This window comes from Mesorhizobium sp. ISC15 (assembly GCF_037162615.1).
GTDB classification, from domain to species: domain Bacteria; phylum Pseudomonadota; class Alphaproteobacteria; order Rhizobiales; family Rhizobiaceae; genus Mesorhizobium; species Mesorhizobium mediterraneum.
Map to the genome: position 1 here is coordinate 855,343 of NZ_JAVSPX010000001.1, position 16,808 is coordinate 872,150.

Genomic DNA, 16,808 nt, shown 5'->3' on the forward strand with positions numbered 1-16,808 from the left:
CGATCCGGCACAGACGGGCTGTGCCGAAGCGGATCAGGCTCACCAGATCTGTAGAACAGCCCCGGATGATAGTAACAGCGGGACGCACGCCGTTCGCCTGCGCTTCTATGCCAGCATCTGCGCGCTGACGGTCCTGTCGACGCCGCGATGGGGCGGGTTGAACAAGTTGCTTTCCTGCTCGTAGGTCCAGACCTTGAACAGCCCAAGCCGGTGCGGGCCGAAACTGTGCAGCAGCGGCACATCTGTCGCGTCGCGGCCGCGCGCGATGACGATGCGGCCGATCCTCGGCATGTTGTGGCGGGGGTCGAACGTGTACCATTTGCCATCGAGGAACACTTCCAGCCACGCCGAAAAATCCATCGGTGCCGGGTCGAGCGGCACGCCGATGTCGCCGAGATAACCGTTCACATAGCGGGCGGGGATGTTCATGCAGCGGCAGAGCGTGATCGCCAGATGAGCGAAGTCGCGGCAGACGCCGACGCGCTCTTCATGCGCCTGCGCCGCCGTGCGTGTCGGGCGCGCATAGCCGTAGCCGAACGACAGACGGTTGTGGACATAGTCGACGATCGCCTGCACCCGCGCCCAACCGGATGGAACAGGGCCGAAAACCTGCCAGGCCAATCCGCCTAGGTGGTCGGTCTCGCAATAGCGGCTGCCGAGCAGATAGCAGAGCACTTCGTCGGGCAACTCCGCCACCGGCACTTCCCTGGCCAGTAGGTTGACCTCGTCGGCCTCGCCGCTGTCCTCGACGACGGCGTCGTAGAGAATGCGAAAGCCGCCGCCAGGCGCCGTGAAGCGACGGCAGGTGTTGCCATAAAGGTCGTGATAGAGCCTGGTTGGGACGGCCGGCGAGGTCAGCACGCGCGTCTGCCGCTTGATGTCTGCCTGCCGCTCCTTGTGGATCTCGAGCAGCGAAATCACCGGGGTGGCTTCCGCACAGTCGATGGCGATTTCGTAGCCGAGCCGAATCAGCATCGCGGTTCCACCCCTTTTTGAGCATCGCGGAAGACAGTCTGGTGAACGCGAGACGGCTCGCCGTGGTTCCCTGGCATTGTCGAAAACGCGGCCTCGCGCCTTCCCATGCAGCCGACGCGACGTTACGGTCGATCGACAGGCTTTGATCTCTCCGAAACAACCTCCCGGGATAGCAGATGTTCGCAGGCAAAAAATTCGCAGCCTTCCTGTTCGACATGGACGGCACAGTGGTCAATTCGATTGCCGCGGCAGAAAGGGTATGGGCAGATTGGGCACACCGGCAAGGTCTCGACGTTGCTGCATTCCTGCCGACGATCCACGGCGTGCGGGCGATTGAGACCATAGCTCGACTGGCGCTTCCAGGCGTCGACCCGATGCGCGAAGCCGATGCGCTTCTGAAGGCCGAGGTGGCCGATATCGACGGCATCCTTCCGATCGCCGGCGCCGCGGCGTTTCTGGCGTCGCTGCCGCCCGAGCGCTGGGCCATCGTCACCTCTGCGCCGCGCGAGCTGGCTCTCCTGCGCATCGCGGCCGCCGGCATCCCGCTTCCCGCCGTCCTTGTCGCGGCCGAGGACGTTTCCCACGGCAAGCCGGCGCCCGATTGCTTCCGGCTGGCGGCCGAGCGGCTGGGCGTCGATGCGCGCGACTGCCTCGTTTTCGAAGATGCGCCCGCCGGAATATCGGCGGCCGAGGCGGCAGGTGCTGCGGTCATGGTGATCAGCGCCACGCACCAGCATCCGCTGCAAACGCCGCATGCCACAATCGCCGGTTACGACGCGATCGGCATCGCTGTTGACGACCGCGGCTGGATCGCCCTCGAGCCGGAGCGCGCCGCCGAGGTCTGCTAAGCCTCAAGTATCAGGGTCGTGCCTAGAAATCGCTGGTCAGGCCCTTGACCTCCCAATCGCCATAGCGGCCGGGCTCCTTGCCGCCACGACCGCCGATCTCCCGGGGCATCGCGGCTTCCTGCTGGCGGTAGTGTTCGCGCCGTGCTTCCGCTTCCGCCAAGGCGCGGCGGGCTGCCGGCGTCAGCGTCTTTCGAGGCGCGTCGTAGGTGGGGTCGGCATTTGTATTGCTGGTTTCGGCTGTATTGCTGGATTCGTCGATCATGCGATATTCCCGACAGAGAAACCGGCGCCAATTGAAACAGGGGCCAGTGTTTCCCATCATATAGCGATGAGCCGACAAGGATCGACCCCTTTTACGCAGCGCCGGCAGAAACGGAGCAGACGATGAACACACTTCGCACCGCCATGCTTTTGGCCGCGATGACCGCGCTGTTCATGGGCGTCGGCTATCTGATCGGCGGATCGGGCGGCATGGTGATCGCCTTGCTGATTGCCGCCGGCATGAACCTGTTCAGCTATTGGAACGCCGACAAGATGGTGCTGTCGATGCACCGCGCGGTCGAGGTCGACGAAAGGAATGCGCCGGAATATTACGCCATCGTGCAGAGCCTCGCCAGACAGGCCGGCCTGCCGATGCCGAAAACCTATCTGATCGACAACCCGCAGCCCAACGCCTTCGCCACCGGCCGCAACCCGCAGAACGCCGCGGTCGCCGCCACCACCGGACTGTTGCAGCAACTGTCGCCTGAAGAAGTCGCCGCGGTGATGGCGCACGAGCTCGCCCATGTGCAGCACCGCGACACGCTGACCATGACGATCGTCGCCACGCTTGCCGGCGCGATCTCGATGCTCGGCAATTTCGCCTTCTTTTTCGGCGGCAACCGCGACAGCAACAATCCGTTCGGCTTTGTCGGCGTGCTGGTGGCGATGATCGTGGCGCCCTTTGCTGCGATGATCGTGCAGATGGCGATCAGTCGTACCCGCGAATACGAGGCCGACCGGCGCGGCGCCGAAATAGCCGGAAACCCGCTTTGGCTTGCCTCGGCCCTTGACAAGATCGCCTGTGGCGCCGAACGCATCCGCAACCCGGATGCCGAGCGCAATCCGGCGACCGCCCACCTCTTCATCATCAATCCTCTTTCCGGCGAGCGCATGGACAGTCTGTTTTCCACCCACCCGAATACCGATAACCGCATCGCGGCCCTGCAGGCGATGGCGCGGGACATGGCGGTCGGTGGCGGATCCGCCCAGTCGCGGCCGCAAGCTCCGATGCCAGATCAGGCCGGCGATCAGCAGCCTTCGGGCCCGTGGGAGCAGGCAGCACAGCAGCCTGAGCAGCCGGCGGCGCAACCGGCCCGGCCGAAATCCAATCCCTGGGGCCGCAATCCGACCGGACCCAAGGGTCCGTGGTCGTGAGCGAAGCGAAACGCCGGCACCGAATTTCAGGCGATCATGAAAACAATGCGGTGAGCCCCGGCGAGCCCGTTGCCGGTCTCGCCGCGCGCAAGGCGGCCGCACGGCTGCTTGCTGCCGTCATCGACGCGAGGACGCCGCTTGACGGGCTGACCGACCATGAGAACGGCCATCCGCAATACAAGGCGCTGGACCTGCGCGACCGGGCGCTGGTGCGTGCCATACTGGTCACTGCGCTGCGCTTCCGCATGACCATATCAGGGCTGCTGGCCCGCCGCCTGGAAAAGCCGCTGCCGCCCAATGCCACCGCGCTTTCGCATATTCTGCATGTGGCGGCGGCACAGATCCTGTTCCTCGACATTCCCGACAGCGCCGCCGTCGACCTTGCCGTGACCCACGCCAAGTCCGATCCGCGCACGGTGCGCTTCTCCGGTCTCGTCAACGGTGTGCTGCGCACGCTGGCGCGGTCCAAGCAGGCCGAGCTGGCTGCAGCGCTTGCCGCTACCGACGAAGCGCCAAAATGGTTTTCCGACCGGCTGAAGGCCGCCTATGGCACTGAGAAAGCCAGGCAAATTCTCGCTGCCCACAGATACGAGGCGCCGGTCGATTTCACCGTCAAGTCCGATCCCGCGTTGTGGGCCGAGCGGCTTGGCGGCATCGCGCTGCCGACTGGCACAGTGCGGGTGGAAAAGCTCAGCGCCTCCGTCACCGAGTTGCCAGGCTTCGAAGATGGCGCCTGGTGGGTTCAGGATGCCGCGGCAAGCCTTCCGGCCCGGCTCTTCGGCGACATAAAGGGTTTGCGCGTCGCCGATCTCTGTGCCGCCCCAGGCGGCAAGACCGCCCAGCTGATACTTGGCGGCGCCAAGGTCACCGCGATCGATTCCTCAAAAAACCGGTTGGCGCGGCTCTCGCAGAATCTCGAGCGGCTCGGCCTGTCCGCAGAGATCGTTCAGGCCGATCTGCTCAAATATGAGCCGAAGGAACTGTTCGACGCCGTCCTCCTCGACGCGCCCTGCTCTTCGACCGGCACGGTGCGGCGGCATCCCGACGTGCCTTGGACGAAGACCGCGGCCGACGTCGAAAAGCTCGCCGATCTGCAGCGAAGGCTACTCGCCCGCGCCGTCACCCTGGTCAGGCCCGGCGGGCGCATCGTCTTTTCCAACTGTTCGCTCGACCCGCTCGAAGGCGAGGCGCTTCACCGCGCGTTCCTCGCCGGGACGGCTGATATCGTCGACGATCCGCTCCGCCCGGGAGAGATCGCCGGCATCGATCCGTTCCTGACGCCGCAAGGCACGCTGCGCACCACGCCCGCCGATCTCGATCTCGGCTCACCGGAACGGTCCGGCCTAGACGGCTTCTTCGCCGCCCGGATGCGCAGAGCCGGCTAATGCTAAAAATTTGACGACTATTTAGGTTGAATCCTGCGGAAAACAGGCTGAACTCCAAAGCTTCCGATGAATTCGCCTTCGCATAAGTTCTTGAATCATATAAACTTGTCTTCGGCTTGAGGGCTATGAGGAGGGCTTTTGGCGATCGCTGCCGGCAGCACGACACGTCTATGGACGCTTGTCGCGAAGGAGTTTTGGCGCAAGACGCGCCGGCGCCTGCGCGCCGGGCCGGTCTATCGCTGGCGCTACTCCGGCCGCACGCCGGAACGCGTTTTGATCGCTCCGCCGGACCTGCGCCTGGCCGACCCCCAGATCGCGCTGGAGATCTACTATGGCCGCTATCCGCTGTCGGGACATCTGGTCGAGACCGGCGGCAAATCGCCCTTCCAGATCGCCGTGCCCAATCCCGGATGGCAAAAGGCCCTGCACGGTTTTCGCTGGCTGCGCCATATGCGCGCCGCCGGCACCGAGCTTGCCGCCGCCAACGCGCGCGCGCTGGTCTCCGACTGGATCACCATCCATGGCAGCCAAATTTCCGGTGTCGCCTGGGAGCCCGGCACGACGGCCAAGCGCGTCATCGCCTGGCTGCAGCATTCCTCGGTGGTGCTGCAGGGCGCTGAATTTCCCTTTTACCGGGCATTCCTGAAATCGCTGGCCGTGCAGATCCGCTATCTCAGGGCGATGGCACGCGAGATGCCGGACGGCAAGGACAGGCTGCGCGCCCGCATCGCGCTTGCCTTTGCCGCTTTGTCGCTACCGGCGCCGGCATCGGCTTTGCGCGGCGCGACCCGCAACCTGGCCGAAGAGCTTGACCGTCAGATTCTGCCGGATGGCGGCCATATTTCCCGCAATCCGATGACCGTGCTTGAAATCCTCGCCGACCTTCTGCCGTTGCGCCAGACTTATGCCAATCAAGCCGAGACGCCGCCGGCGGCGCTGATGGGCGCCATCGACCGTATGCTGCCGGCGCTGCGCTTCTTTCGCCACCAGGACGGCAGCCTCGCCCGCTTCAACGGCATGGGCGCGACCATCCACGACCGCATCGCCACCATTCTGCGCCACGACGACACCGCCGGCGCGCCGTTGCTGCACGCGCCACATTCGGGCTACGAACGCCTCTCCATGGGCGGCGTCACCGTGGTCGCCGATACCGGCCTGCCACCGCCCATCGACGTTTCCAACGCGGCGCACGCCGGATGCCTGGCCTTCGAGCTGTCGTCCGGCCGCCAGCATTATGTCGTCAACGCTGGCGTCGACACCTATGGCGCCGCCGAATTCAGGCCGCTTGCCCGCGCCACGGCCGCCCACTCGACCGCCACCATCAACGACACCTCGTCGGCGCGTTTCAGCCATTCGCTGCGCGTCAACGATCTCCTCGGCACGCCGTTGATCGGCGGCCCGCAGCATGTGCCTTGCAAACGCACCGACCAGCCGGGCAGCCAGGGTTTCCTGGCCCGTCACGACGGCTATGTCGCGCGCTTCGGCTTGCTGCATGAGCGCGAGCTGAAATTGTCGACGAACGGCAACGTGCTCGCCGGCAGGGACCGTTTTCAGCGGCCCGGCAATGCCGCGATCCGCAACAATGGCCGCGATTTCGTCACGGTGCGCTTCCACATCCATCCCGACATAGGCCTGCTTCAGGACGAGCACGACCGCCTGGTGCTGGCCGCTGACCAGGCCGACACCTGGGTGTTCACCTGTACCGAGGTGGCGCCCGAGGTCGAGGAATCCATCTATTTCGCCGGTCTTGGCGGCCCGCGCCGCAGCCGGCAGATCGTGCTGGCCTTCAGGGCATCGGAGGTTTCCGAAGTCCATTGGCAACTGACGCGAACGGTCATCGCCGGTCATCCGGAAAAAAGCTGAGACTGCGGCTAGCCTCGCAGTTTGATTTCCAGGTCTCATGTGCTACGGCGCGCGGACACTTTCCCAACCAGCCGTGAAAGGCCGCCAGCCCATGGCCGTCGCCGCCAAGAACATTCCCGAGCCCGATCTCGTTCCCGTGCGTCGCGCGCTGCTCTCCGTTTTCGACAAGACCGGGCTCCTCGATCTCGCGCGGGCGCTGGCCGCGGCGGGTGTCGAGCTGGTCTCCACCGGCGGCACGGCAAAGGCGATCGCTGAGGCAGGCATGGCCGTCCGCGACGTCTCTGAGCTTACCGGCTTTCCAGAGATCATGGACGGCCGCGTCAAGACGCTGCATCCGTCGGTGCATGGCGCGCTGCTTGGCGTGCGCGACGATCCCGAACACGCGGCGGCGATGCGCGATCATGGCATCGAGCCTATCGATCTCGTCGTCTCCAATCTCTACCCTTTCGAGGATGTCCGCCGCTCCGGGGCCGCTTACGCCTCGATCGTCGAGAACATCGACATAGGCGGCCCGGCGATGATCCGCGCTTCGGCCAAGAACCACGCTTATGTCGCCATCGTCACCGATCCCGAGGACTATGCCTCGGTGCTCAACGCTCTGGAGATGAATTTCGGCTCGCTCTCGCTGGATTTCCGCAAGAAGCTGGCGGCCAAGGCCTTTGCCCGCACTGCCAGCTATGATGCGGCGATCTCCGGCTGGTTCGCCGAGGCGCTGGAGATCGAGCATCCCACCTGGCGCGCCTTCGGCGGCAGACTGGACCAGGTGATGCGCTACGGCGAGAACCCGCATCAGGGCGCCGGCTTCTACATCGATGGCGACAAGCGGCCGGGCGTCGCGACGGCGCGCCAGCTTCAGGGCAAGCAGCTTTCCTACAACAACATCAACGACACCGACGCCGCCTTCGAGCTGGTTGGCGAGTTCGATCCGGCCCGCTCCGCCACCGTCGCCATCATCAAGCACGCCAACCCGTGCGGCGTCGCCGAGGGCACTTCGCTGAAGGCGGCCTACGCCAAGGCGCTTGCCTGCGATCCGGTCTCGGCCTTTGGCGGCATTGTCGCGATGAACCGTATTCTCGATGCCGAGGCCGCCGAGGAGGTCGTGAAAACCTTCACCGAGGTCATCATCGCGCCGGGCGCCTCGGAAGAAGCTATCCGCATCGTCGCCGCCAAGAAGAATCTACGCTTGCTTGTCACCGGCGGCCTGCCCGATCCGCGCTCGGCCGGCACCACCGTGAAATCCGTTTCCGGCGGGTTGCTCGTCCAGGGCCGCGACAATGCGGTGGTCGACGACCTCGACCTGAAAGTGGTGACCAGGCGCGCGCCGACGCCGGCCGAAATGGCCGATCTCAAATTCGCTTTCCGCGTCGCAAAGCACGTCAAGTCGAACGCCATCGTCTATGTCAGAGATGGCGCCACCGTCGGCATCGGCGCCGGCCAGATGAGCCGGGTCGATTCCTCGCGCATCGCCGCCCGCAAGGCGCTCGACGCGGCCGAGGCTGCCGGCCTGGCCGAGCCGCTGACCAAAGGTTCTGTTGTCGCGTCAGACGCGTTCTTTCCCTTCGCCGACGGGCTCCTGTCGGCGATCGAAGCCGGCGCTACGGCCGTCATCCAGCCGGGCGGCTCGATGCGCGACGACGATGTCATCGCCGCCGCCGACGCGCACGGTATCGCCATGGTGTTTACCGGCGTCAGGCATTTCAGGCACTGAGCCCTTCTTCCCTTCTCCCCCTGTGGGAGAAGGTGGCCGAGCGAAGCTCGGTCGGATGAGGGGTGCTGGCAGGATCGTTGCGACGAAGACGTAAGCGCTTCAAATCCCTTGATGTTTCAGGTTGAGTTTCTTCCAACACCCCTCATCCGTCTCGGCGCTACGCGCCGATCCACCTTCTCCCACAAGGGGAGAAGGGAAAGGCGCCCCTACGCCGCCGGCTGGTCCGCCGGATAAGGCGTGCGAATCAAGATCGCTAGGCCGACGCCGAGGAACAGCACGATTGCCGCCATGCCGAGCCGCGCCGAGCCGCTGGCCAGCGTGATCGTCGCCACCATGAACGGCGCAGCAAAACTCGTAGCCCGTCCGGCCAACGCATAGATGCCGAAATAGCGGCCCGATTCGGCAGCGGTGACGCTGCGCGCCATATAGGAGCGCGACGATGCCTGCACCGGTCCGAAGGCAAGCCCGATCAGCAGACCAAAGAAGATGTAGGCTTTTTCCGCCGGTGTACCGAACAATCCGCCGCTATCGGCTCCAGGCATCATCCAGGCACCGAACAGCGTATAGCCTGGCCCGGTCGAGACGATGCCGATCGTCGCGATGCTGAGCAGGACAAGCGAAATCATCACTATGGTCTTGGAGCCAAGCGCCGTGTCGAGGCGTGCGGCAATGAGGCAACCGACGATGGCGACGACGTTGAGGATGATGCCGAACAGGCCTATCTCGGTGATCGACCAGTGGAACATCGCCGCCGCAAAGGCACCCCCCAACGCAAGCAACGCATTGACGCCGTCCTGATAGATCATGCGGGCGACGAGAAAGCGGAAGATGCCGCTACGCCTGCGTATTTCGGTCAGTGTCGATTTCAGTTCCGACAGCCCCTCGCGCACCGCCGGTCGTAAGGGAATGCCCTTCACCGCATCCGGTGTGAAGAAGAACATTGGCAGAATGAACAGGAAATACCAGGCTGCTGAGAGGGGTCCGGTCGCCCGTGCGTCCTCGCCGAGTTTCGGATCAAGCCCGAGGATTGGATTGAAGCCGAGGAGCGTCTTGCCGGTTTCCGGCGAGCTGGCCATGAAAGCGACGACGAAGATCAGCGCGATCATGCCGCCGAGATAGCCAAGACCCCATGCCATATTCGAGATTCGGCCGATTTCGCTCTTCGGCACCAGACGCGGCATCATCGAATCGTTGAACACGGTTGAGAATTCGGCGGCAACGGAGGCCAGCGAGAACAACGCTACCACAAGAAACAGATTGGAGCCGGGGGCGGCGAGCCACAGCAGGCCAAGACTGGTGATCTTGATTGCGGCGAACAAAGCAATCCAGGGTTTGCGTGGGCCGGTCTGGTCGGCGATCGAGCCGAGGATCGGCGACAGCACGGCGATGACCAGCCCGGCTGCGGCGATGCCGTAACCCCATGCCGCCTGGCCTGTCTCCGGATCGCTCGCCATGCGCGAGACGAAGTAGGGTCCGAAGATGAAGGTGGTGATGACCGTGAAGAACGGCTGCGCCGCCCAGTCGAACAGCATCCATCCCCAGATGCCGCGTCCCGATGCCCGCTGCACTGCTATTTCGGCCATATACCCTCCCGCAAACGGCGCCCCGGAGCGGTCGCCGCTTCGCTCTATAGCGCAGTTTTTGCCGGCAATCCCGCGCGATGTGGAAGACTTCTCACATCCCCATCAGATCGCTGATCAGGCCCGATGCCACCGACAGCCGCGACACGGAGATGTCGCCGCCTTCGGTCAGCGCCTGCAGCCGCTCGCGGATACGCACGACTCGTTCCCCGCCCGCCTCCAGCCACGCCGCCACCGGGTCCGCCGCCCCGGCATGGCCGGTCAGCGCCGCCACCGCGATGCCGCGCCTGGCCGCGCCGATTGTGTCGGTGGCACGGGAAAGAGCCAATTGATCGTAGTAGTCGGACGGCGCGATAGAGCGCGCCGCGTCCTCGACGCGCGGAATGCGGAAGGCATCGCTGACAGCGAAAAACGCTTTCGCGGCGACGACGATGTCGGCATTCGCCGTTCGGGCCGTCAGCGCGATGTCAGGGACGACGCCCGCCACATCGGTCAGCGCCAGCTGTTCGGCCAGCCTTTCGGGCGCGCCGCCCTTGGCTAGACCATGCCGCCGCTCCTCGATCCACTCGCGCGAGAAGGCCGGCAGCAGTGAAACGAGCTTCGGCTCCAGTGCTTTGCGCGCGTCCTGCAATTCGGCGATCCGTTCGCCGAGCGGTGCGGTGCCGGTATCGTTCTTGAGATACCAGCCGCTGGCCACATAAGTAAGCCGGCTAACGGTCTGATAAAGGTCGAGCTGCACCTGTCCGTCGATCTGATTGTCGAGCGCGTCGATCTGGCGATAGAGCGCCGGCAATCCGAAGCCGTCGCGCACCAAGGCGAAGGTCCGGACCACGTCGGCCGCGCTGCGGCCGGTCGCTTCCTGCAGCCTGTTGACGAAGGATGGACCGCCGCGATTGACCAGGTCGTTGGCGACGACACGGGCGATGATTTCGCGGCGCAGGCGATGGCCATGGATCTCGGCCGCGTATTTCTTCGCCATACGGTCCGGAAAATAACCCATCAGGTCACGGTCGAAATGCAGATCGTCCGGCACGTCGCTGGCGACAATGTCGGAAAACAGCACGATCTTGGCATAGGCCAACAGCACGCCGAGCTCGGCCCTGGTCAACGGCTCACCGCGCGCCTCACGCTCGGCAAGAGCTGCCGGCGAAGGCAGCGTCTCCACCGCGCGGTCGAGCAGGCCGCGCGCCTCGAGCGCTGCCATGAAACGGCTCTGATGGGCGATGTCGGCGAGGCCGCGCTTGCGGGCAAGGGACAGCGCCAGCGTCTGCTCGTAATTGTTGGACAGCACCAGCGCGCTTACCTCGTCGGTCATCTCGGCAAGCAGCTTGTTGCGCACCGGGCGGGTAAGCGCCCCCTTGCGCATGGCGGAAGCCAGCGCGATCTTGATGTTGACCTCGACATCGGAGCAGTTGACGCCGCCCGAATTGTCGATGGCGTCGGAATTGCAGCGACCGCCATTCAGCCCGAACTCGATGCGGGCCCGCTGCGTCACGCCGAGATTGGCGCCCTCGCCGATGACCTTGGCGCGCACGTCGAGCGCGGTCACCCGAATAGCATCGTTGGCGCGATCGCCGACATCCTGGTTGGTTTCCGTCGATGCCCTCAGATACGTGCCGATGCCGCCGAACCACAAAAGGTCGACCGGCGCCTTGAGGATCGCGCTCATGATCTCGACCGGCGAGGCGGTTGTCTTGCCGAGGCCGATCGCCGCGGCCGCGGCCGGCGGCAGCGTGATCGACTTCTGGCTGCGCGAGACGATGACGCCGCCTTCCGACAGTTTTGTCTTGTCGTAGTCCTGCCAGCTCGAACGAGCGAGGGCGAACATGCGCCGGCGCTCGGCCATCGAAGCCGCCATATCGGGATCGGGATCAATGAAGATGTCGCGATGGTCGAAGGCGGCGATCAGCCGGGTCTTCTCGGACAGGAGCATGCCGTTGCCGAACACGTCGCCCGACATGTCGCCGACGCCGACAACGGTGAAGGGTGTGGTCTGGATATCGCGGTTCATCTCGCGGAAATGCCGCTTGACCGCTTCCCAGGCGCCCTTGGCGGTGATGCCCATCTTTTTATGGTCGTAGCCGGCCGAGCCGCCGCTGGCGAAGGCGTCGTCGAGCCAGAAGCCATGCTTCTCGCTGATGGCATTGGCGGTGTCGGAGAAGGTCGCCGTGCCCTTGTCGGCGGCGACGACGAAATAGGGATCGTCCTCGTCGCGCCTGATCACACCGGCAGGCGGGATAACGTCGTCGATGCCGATATTGTCGGTGATCGACAACAGGCTGGAGACGTAATTCTTGTAGGCGGACGCGCCGGCTTCGAAGATGGCGTCGCGGCCGGCGCCCATCGGCAACTTCTTCGGATAGAAGCCGCCCTTGGCGCCAACCGGCACGATTACCGCATTCTTGACCTGCTGCGCCTTGACCAAGCCGAGCACCTCGGTGCGATAGTCCTGGGCGCGGTCCGACCAACGCAGACCGCCGCGGGCGACCGGGCCGAAGCGCAGGTGCACGCCCTCGACCTCGGAACCGTAGACGAAGATCTCCCGCCACGGCCGCGGCGCCGGCAGGCCGTCGACCGCCTGCGAATCGAGCTTGATCGCCAGCGACTGGCCCTTCTCTTTCATATCGGGGACGAAATGATTGGTGCGTAGCGAGGCTTCGATCAGGTTGAGGTAGCGACGGATGATGGTGTCGTCATCGATGTTGGGAACCTCCTCCAACGCATCCCTGATCTTGGCCTTGAGGTGCTTGGCCGCGACCACCCCTTCCGTCTCCGCCGTCGGTCCGAGGCGGGCAACGAACAGCTCGTGCAGGCCACGCGCGATTTCCGGATAGCGGTTGAGCGCGGCGGCAATGAAATCCTGGCTCTGCGGGATCCCGGCCTGCTGCAGATAGCGGCCATAGGCACGCAGGATGGTGACCTCGCCCGACCACAGGCCGGCGGTCTGGGCAAGGCCGTTATAGCCGTCATTGTCGATGTCGCCGCGCCAGACGGAAAGGAACGCGTCCTCGAACAGCGCGCCGCGGTCGTCAAGGTCGATCGGCTTGCCGTAGCTGTTTTCGAGCTCCATGTCGTGGATGAAGACCATGCCCGGCTGATCACTATTGATCATGCCCGGCTGATCACTATTGATCATGCCGGAAGCATCGTCGCCGACCTCGAAGGTGCGCTCGCTGATAACGCGGAAACCGATGTTCTCCAGCACCGGCACCCGTCGCGACAGCGCCACCGGGCTGCCATGGTGATAGATCTTCAGCGCCGCCTGATGCGGTTCCTGGTCGACATGGCGGTAGTAGTCGATGGCGATCGGATTGGCCGCGCTGATCCTGGCGATGCGCCCGGCATCGGCCAATGCCTCAGCCGGCGAGAAGCTGTCGCGATAGCTTCCCGAGAAGCGCGCGGCGATCGCCGTGAGCGTCGCATCGGCGCCGGTCTCGGCCGCGGTCTCGCGCAGAATGTCGTCCCAGGTCCGCACGATGGCGCGGATCGCTGCCTCGATCGTCGCCTGGTCGATCTTCGGCGTTCTGCCGCCGGAACGGCCGATGATGAAATGGACGCGCGCCAGTCCGCCTTCCGGAAAGGCGGGATAGTAGGCCGACAGCCGGCCTTCGAACACCGTCTTCAGATAGGTGCCGATCTTCTCGCGCACGATGCTATCGTAGCGGTCGCGCGGCACGAAGACGAGGATCGAGACGAAGCGGTCGAACTGGTCGACGCGCACCAGCGCCCTGACGCGCGGCCGCTCGATCAGCCCCAGAAGCGCTTCGGCGTGCTTGCGCAGGACCGGCACCGGAACTTGGAACAACTCGTCGCGCGGATAGCTCTCCAGCACGTTGATCAGTGCCTTGCCGGAGTGATCTTCAGGGTTGAAACCGGATTTGGCGATGATCGTTTCGGCTTTCGACCTGAGATAGGGGATTTTCATCACCGAGCGCGTATAGGCCGTCGAGGTGAACAGGCCGACGATGCGCAGCTCGCCCGAAAGCACGCCCTTGGCGGTGTAGGTCTTGACGCCGATGTAGTCGAGATAGATGCGGCGGTGCACCGACGATTTGGCGTTGGCCTTGGTGACGATCAGCGGTTCCGGCCCATGCAGGAAGGCGCGGATTTCCGGCGTCGTCGTCACCGCTTCGGTGCCGCGCCGCAGCACCAGCACGTCGGGATCGGAGAGGATGCCGAGGCCAGGCTTTTCGGTGCGCTCCAGCGTGCCGCTCTTCTCGCCGCCGGTGTATTTGAACTCGCGCATGCCGAGAAAGGTGAAATTGTCGTCGCGCAACCATTCGAGGAGGGCGATCGCTTCGGTGACGTGGGCCTTGTCGAGCGGCACCGGAGCGTAGCGGAACTCCGAGATTGCCTGGTCGAGGCGGGCCAGCATCGGCTTCCAGTCGGTGACAGCGGCGCGCACCTGGTCCAATATTTTCTTCAGCCGTCCGGCCAATGCCTCGGCCTGCTCGGCCGAAAGACGGCCGATATGGACGTGGATGACGCTCAAGCGTTCATGGCTGTGATCGCCCTTGGCAAAGCCACCATCACCGAGGATTTCGTCGACGCCGCTCTTGCCGTGCCTGACGACGATGACCGGATGGGTAACCAGCAGCGGTTCGCCGGCGCTCTCGGAGATCTCGCCGAGGATGGAATCGAACAGGAACGGCATGTTGTCATTGACGACAGTGATCACGGTCATTGGCCTGCCCTGGCGGACGACACCGGAATCGACCTCTATGGCGACGACGCAATCGCCCTTCTTGTGCCTGGCGACAGCGCGGCCGGCAAGATCGGCGGCGCGTTCGAGGTCGGCGACATCATAGGCGGCGACATCTTCGGCCGGCGCGCGGGCCAGCAGGTAGTCGGCAAGCCTGCCGGACTTTTCGCTGCCCTTGGCCGTGCTCAACTTTTTCAACTGGCTTGCGGATTTCAGGCCGGCCATGTCGCTAATCCCTCCCGTCATATGTTTTGCAACTATGGTAGCAGATGACCGGTACTTGGCGACAAAGGTTTGACGGCTTGCGACGAAATGTCGGAATTCGCCGGTGGGTCACCGAAAATAAGGAGAAAATCCGCCATGACTGACAAAATCACTGCACTCGATCTCGCACCCGCGGAGCGGAGCGAAGCGACAAAAGCCTATTTCGCCAAATGCGAGGAGAAGCTCGGCCTCGTTCCCAATGTGCTTTTGGCCTACGCTTTCGACGAGACGAAGCTGCGTGCCTTCACCGATATGTACAACGAGCTGATGCTGGGCCAATCCGGCCTGTCGAAGCTGGAGCGCGAGATGATCGCGGTGGCCGTCTCCTCCATCAACCACTGCTATTATTGCCTCGCCGCCCATGGCGCGGCGGTGCGCCAGCTTTCAGGGGACCCGGCCTTCGGCGAGATGATGGTGATGAATTTCCGCGCCGCCGATCTTTCCGCGAGACAGAAGGCGATGCTCGAATTCGCGGTGAAGCTGACCGAGCAACCGGCGAAGATCGTCGAAGCCGACCGGGCAGCGCTGCGTGAAGCTGGCTTTTCCGACCGCGACATCTGGGACATCGCCTCGACCGCCGCCTTCTTCAACATGTCGAACCGGGTGGCAGCGGCAGTCGACATGCGGCCGAACGATGAATACCACGCGATGGCGCGGTGATGTGCGAGTCATCTGTATATTAGCTATCGCGCATTCTCGTTGCGTCTTTGCCGGTTTGGTCCGATGATCGCTCCTGCGGCGTGACCGCATGCCGGTTCGATGCCGCGATCAAGGGAGGAGACCATGGCGAAGTTTCTCTACGTCTATCACGGCTCGGGCAAGATGCCGACCGACGAGGCCGAGCGGAAAGCAGCGATGGATGCCTGGAACGGCTGGTACGGCAAGCTTGGCTCGGCCGTTGTCGACGGCGGCAATCCGGTCGGCATGTCGAAGACCGTGCTGCCCGGCGGCAAGGTCGAGAACAATGGCGGCAGCAATCCGACCGCCGGCTATACAATCATCGAAGCGAAAGACATCGACGATGCCGTCGCCAAAGCCAAGGATTGTCCTATCCTGACGGACCCGGGTTTCAGCGTCGAGATCGCGCCGATCATCGAAATGAGTTGACGCGCCGGCTCAGGACCGCGCCGCGATCGCCGCCGCAGCGCCGGCCATGGTGCCAGCGCTGACGCGGTTGGCGATCTTCATCGCCCGCTTGCTCTTCAACAGCTTTCGCGCCTGCGCTGCCGCCAGCACCCAGGCGAGATCGATGGCGACCAGAACCACGGCCATGGTCAGCGTCAGCTCGACCCAGCCGACGACCGTCACCGAGGCGAGATCGATGATGGTCGGCAGCAGCGCCAGATAGAACATCATGATCTTGGGATTGCCGAGTGTCACCGCCATCCCGGCAAAGAACAGTTTGATGGCCGACTCCTCGCGCGGCATCTCGCCCTCACGCGCCTCGACCGGGGCAGTCCACATCTTCCAGGCGAGGTAGGCGAGATAGGCGACGCCGACCCATTTCAGCACGACGAAGGCAAGATGGAAGGTCTGCGCCACCACCGCCAGTCCGAACACCGCCAGCGACAGCCAGATGCCCTCACCGATCCACATGGCGAGCAGGAACGGGAACACGTCGCGAAAGCCCTTTGCGATGACCCGCGCCACCAGAGCGGCAATCGAGGGGCCGGGCGAGCCAGCGGCGACGAAAAGGGCGGCGGCGAAGATCAGAAGCGAGGTGAAGTGCATGACCGGGATCTTTGCTTGGGACGTTGATCGCTCGATATTAGCGCAAGTGCCCCCGCGGCGGTAGCATCGATAATAGAAGGGGCTTGTCGACCCGGCGCGTCGCAGCTAGAAGTTTCGTCCCGACACATTTTTGAGCTTCACTTTGCCTACGTAACCGCCGGTCTCGTCAACTCCCCCGACACAATGCATGGCGCCGCTTTTCGCGGCGTCTGTTTCATATCATGTGTTCCTCAGGGTGGCGGTTCGAGACCGGTTTGGCACTGCTGAACCGCTGTCGCGCACAATCACCCGCGACACCTGATTTCGACCACCGCAGTCTCTCGCCACGCCGTGCCC

12 protein-coding genes are annotated in these 16,808 nt (G+C 64.2%); 7 read left to right on the forward strand and 5 right to left on the reverse strand.

What is annotated here, in order from left to right; all coding sequences use genetic code 11:
• Positions 1-105 precede the first annotated feature (105 nt).
• A complete protein-coding gene (locus RPG13_RS04285) occupies positions 106-975 on the reverse strand; it encodes a transglutaminase-like domain-containing protein (RefSeq protein WP_126104464.1) in 870 nt (289 codons plus the stop codon).
• 176 nt (positions 976-1,151) lie between these two features.
• Here RPG13_RS04285 and RPG13_RS04290 point away from each other — a divergent pair, with 176 nt between their 5' ends.
• A complete protein-coding gene (locus RPG13_RS04290) occupies positions 1,152-1,823 on the forward strand; it encodes an HAD-IA family hydrolase (protein ID WP_337124477.1) in 672 nt (223 codons plus the stop codon).
• 22 nt (positions 1,824-1,845) lie between these two features.
• Here RPG13_RS04290 and RPG13_RS04295 read toward each other — a convergent pair whose 3' ends face one another.
• A complete protein-coding gene (locus RPG13_RS04295; RefSeq protein ID WP_292627736.1) occupies positions 1,846-2,085 on the reverse strand; it encodes a DUF1674 domain-containing protein in 240 nt (79 codons plus the stop codon).
• A gap of 122 nt (positions 2,086-2,207) precedes the next feature.
• On the opposite strand from RPG13_RS04295, the gene htpX reads away from it, so the two are divergent.
• The 4 genes from htpX (at position 2,208) to purH (ending at position 8,195) form a co-directional block, all read left to right on the forward strand.
• Positions 2,208-3,239, forward strand: a complete 1,032-nt coding sequence (gene htpX, locus RPG13_RS04300) for a zinc metalloprotease HtpX (RefSeq protein ID WP_337124478.1) — start codon at positions 2,208-2,210, stop codon at positions 3,237-3,239.
• Positions 3,230-4,624, forward strand: a complete 1,395-nt coding sequence (locus RPG13_RS04305) for an RsmB/NOP family class I SAM-dependent RNA methyltransferase (RefSeq protein ID WP_337124479.1) — start codon at positions 3,230-3,232, stop codon at positions 4,622-4,624. Before htpX ends, RPG13_RS04305 begins: the two co-directional genes overlap by 10 nt.
• A gap of 138 nt (positions 4,625-4,762) precedes the next feature.
• Positions 4,763-6,487, forward strand: coding sequence for a heparinase II/III family protein (locus tag RPG13_RS04310; RefSeq protein WP_337124480.1), 1,725 nt, complete (start codon positions 4,763-4,765; stop codon positions 6,485-6,487).
• 91 nt (positions 6,488-6,578) lie between these two features.
• Complete coding sequence (gene purH / locus RPG13_RS04315; protein ID WP_292712614.1) at positions 6,579-8,195, forward strand: bifunctional phosphoribosylaminoimidazolecarboxamide formyltransferase/IMP cyclohydrolase; 1,617 nt, start codon at positions 6,579-6,581, stop codon at positions 8,193-8,195.
• A 206-nt stretch (positions 8,196-8,401) separates the two neighbouring features.
• Here purH and RPG13_RS04320 read toward each other — a convergent pair whose 3' ends face one another.
• Positions 8,402-9,778, reverse strand: a complete 1,377-nt coding sequence (locus tag RPG13_RS04320; protein ID WP_292712613.1) for an MFS transporter — start codon at positions 9,776-9,778, stop codon at positions 8,402-8,404.
• 91 nt (positions 9,779-9,869) lie between these two features.
• Positions 9,870-14,702: an NAD-glutamate dehydrogenase gene (locus RPG13_RS04325; protein ID WP_337124481.1), complete on the reverse strand. Its 4,833-nt coding sequence runs from the start codon at positions 14,700-14,702 to the stop codon at positions 9,870-9,872.
• A gap of 135 nt (positions 14,703-14,837) precedes the next feature.
• Between RPG13_RS04325 and RPG13_RS04330 the strand changes: the two genes are divergently transcribed.
• Positions 14,838-15,401, forward strand: coding sequence for a peroxidase-related enzyme (locus RPG13_RS04330; RefSeq protein ID WP_095487619.1), 564 nt, complete (start codon positions 14,838-14,840; stop codon positions 15,399-15,401).
• Positions 15,402-15,524: 123 nt separating this feature from the next.
• Positions 15,525-15,848 (forward strand): YciI family protein, encoded by a 324-nt coding sequence (locus tag RPG13_RS04335; protein WP_095487621.1) that lies wholly within the window; start codon positions 15,525-15,527, stop codon positions 15,846-15,848.
• Positions 15,849-15,857: 9 nt separating this feature from the next.
• Here RPG13_RS04335 and RPG13_RS04340 read toward each other — a convergent pair whose 3' ends face one another.
• Complete coding sequence (locus RPG13_RS04340; protein WP_095487623.1) at positions 15,858-16,472, reverse strand: LysE family translocator; 615 nt, start codon at positions 16,470-16,472, stop codon at positions 15,858-15,860.
• Positions 16,473-16,808: the final 336 nt, after the last annotated feature.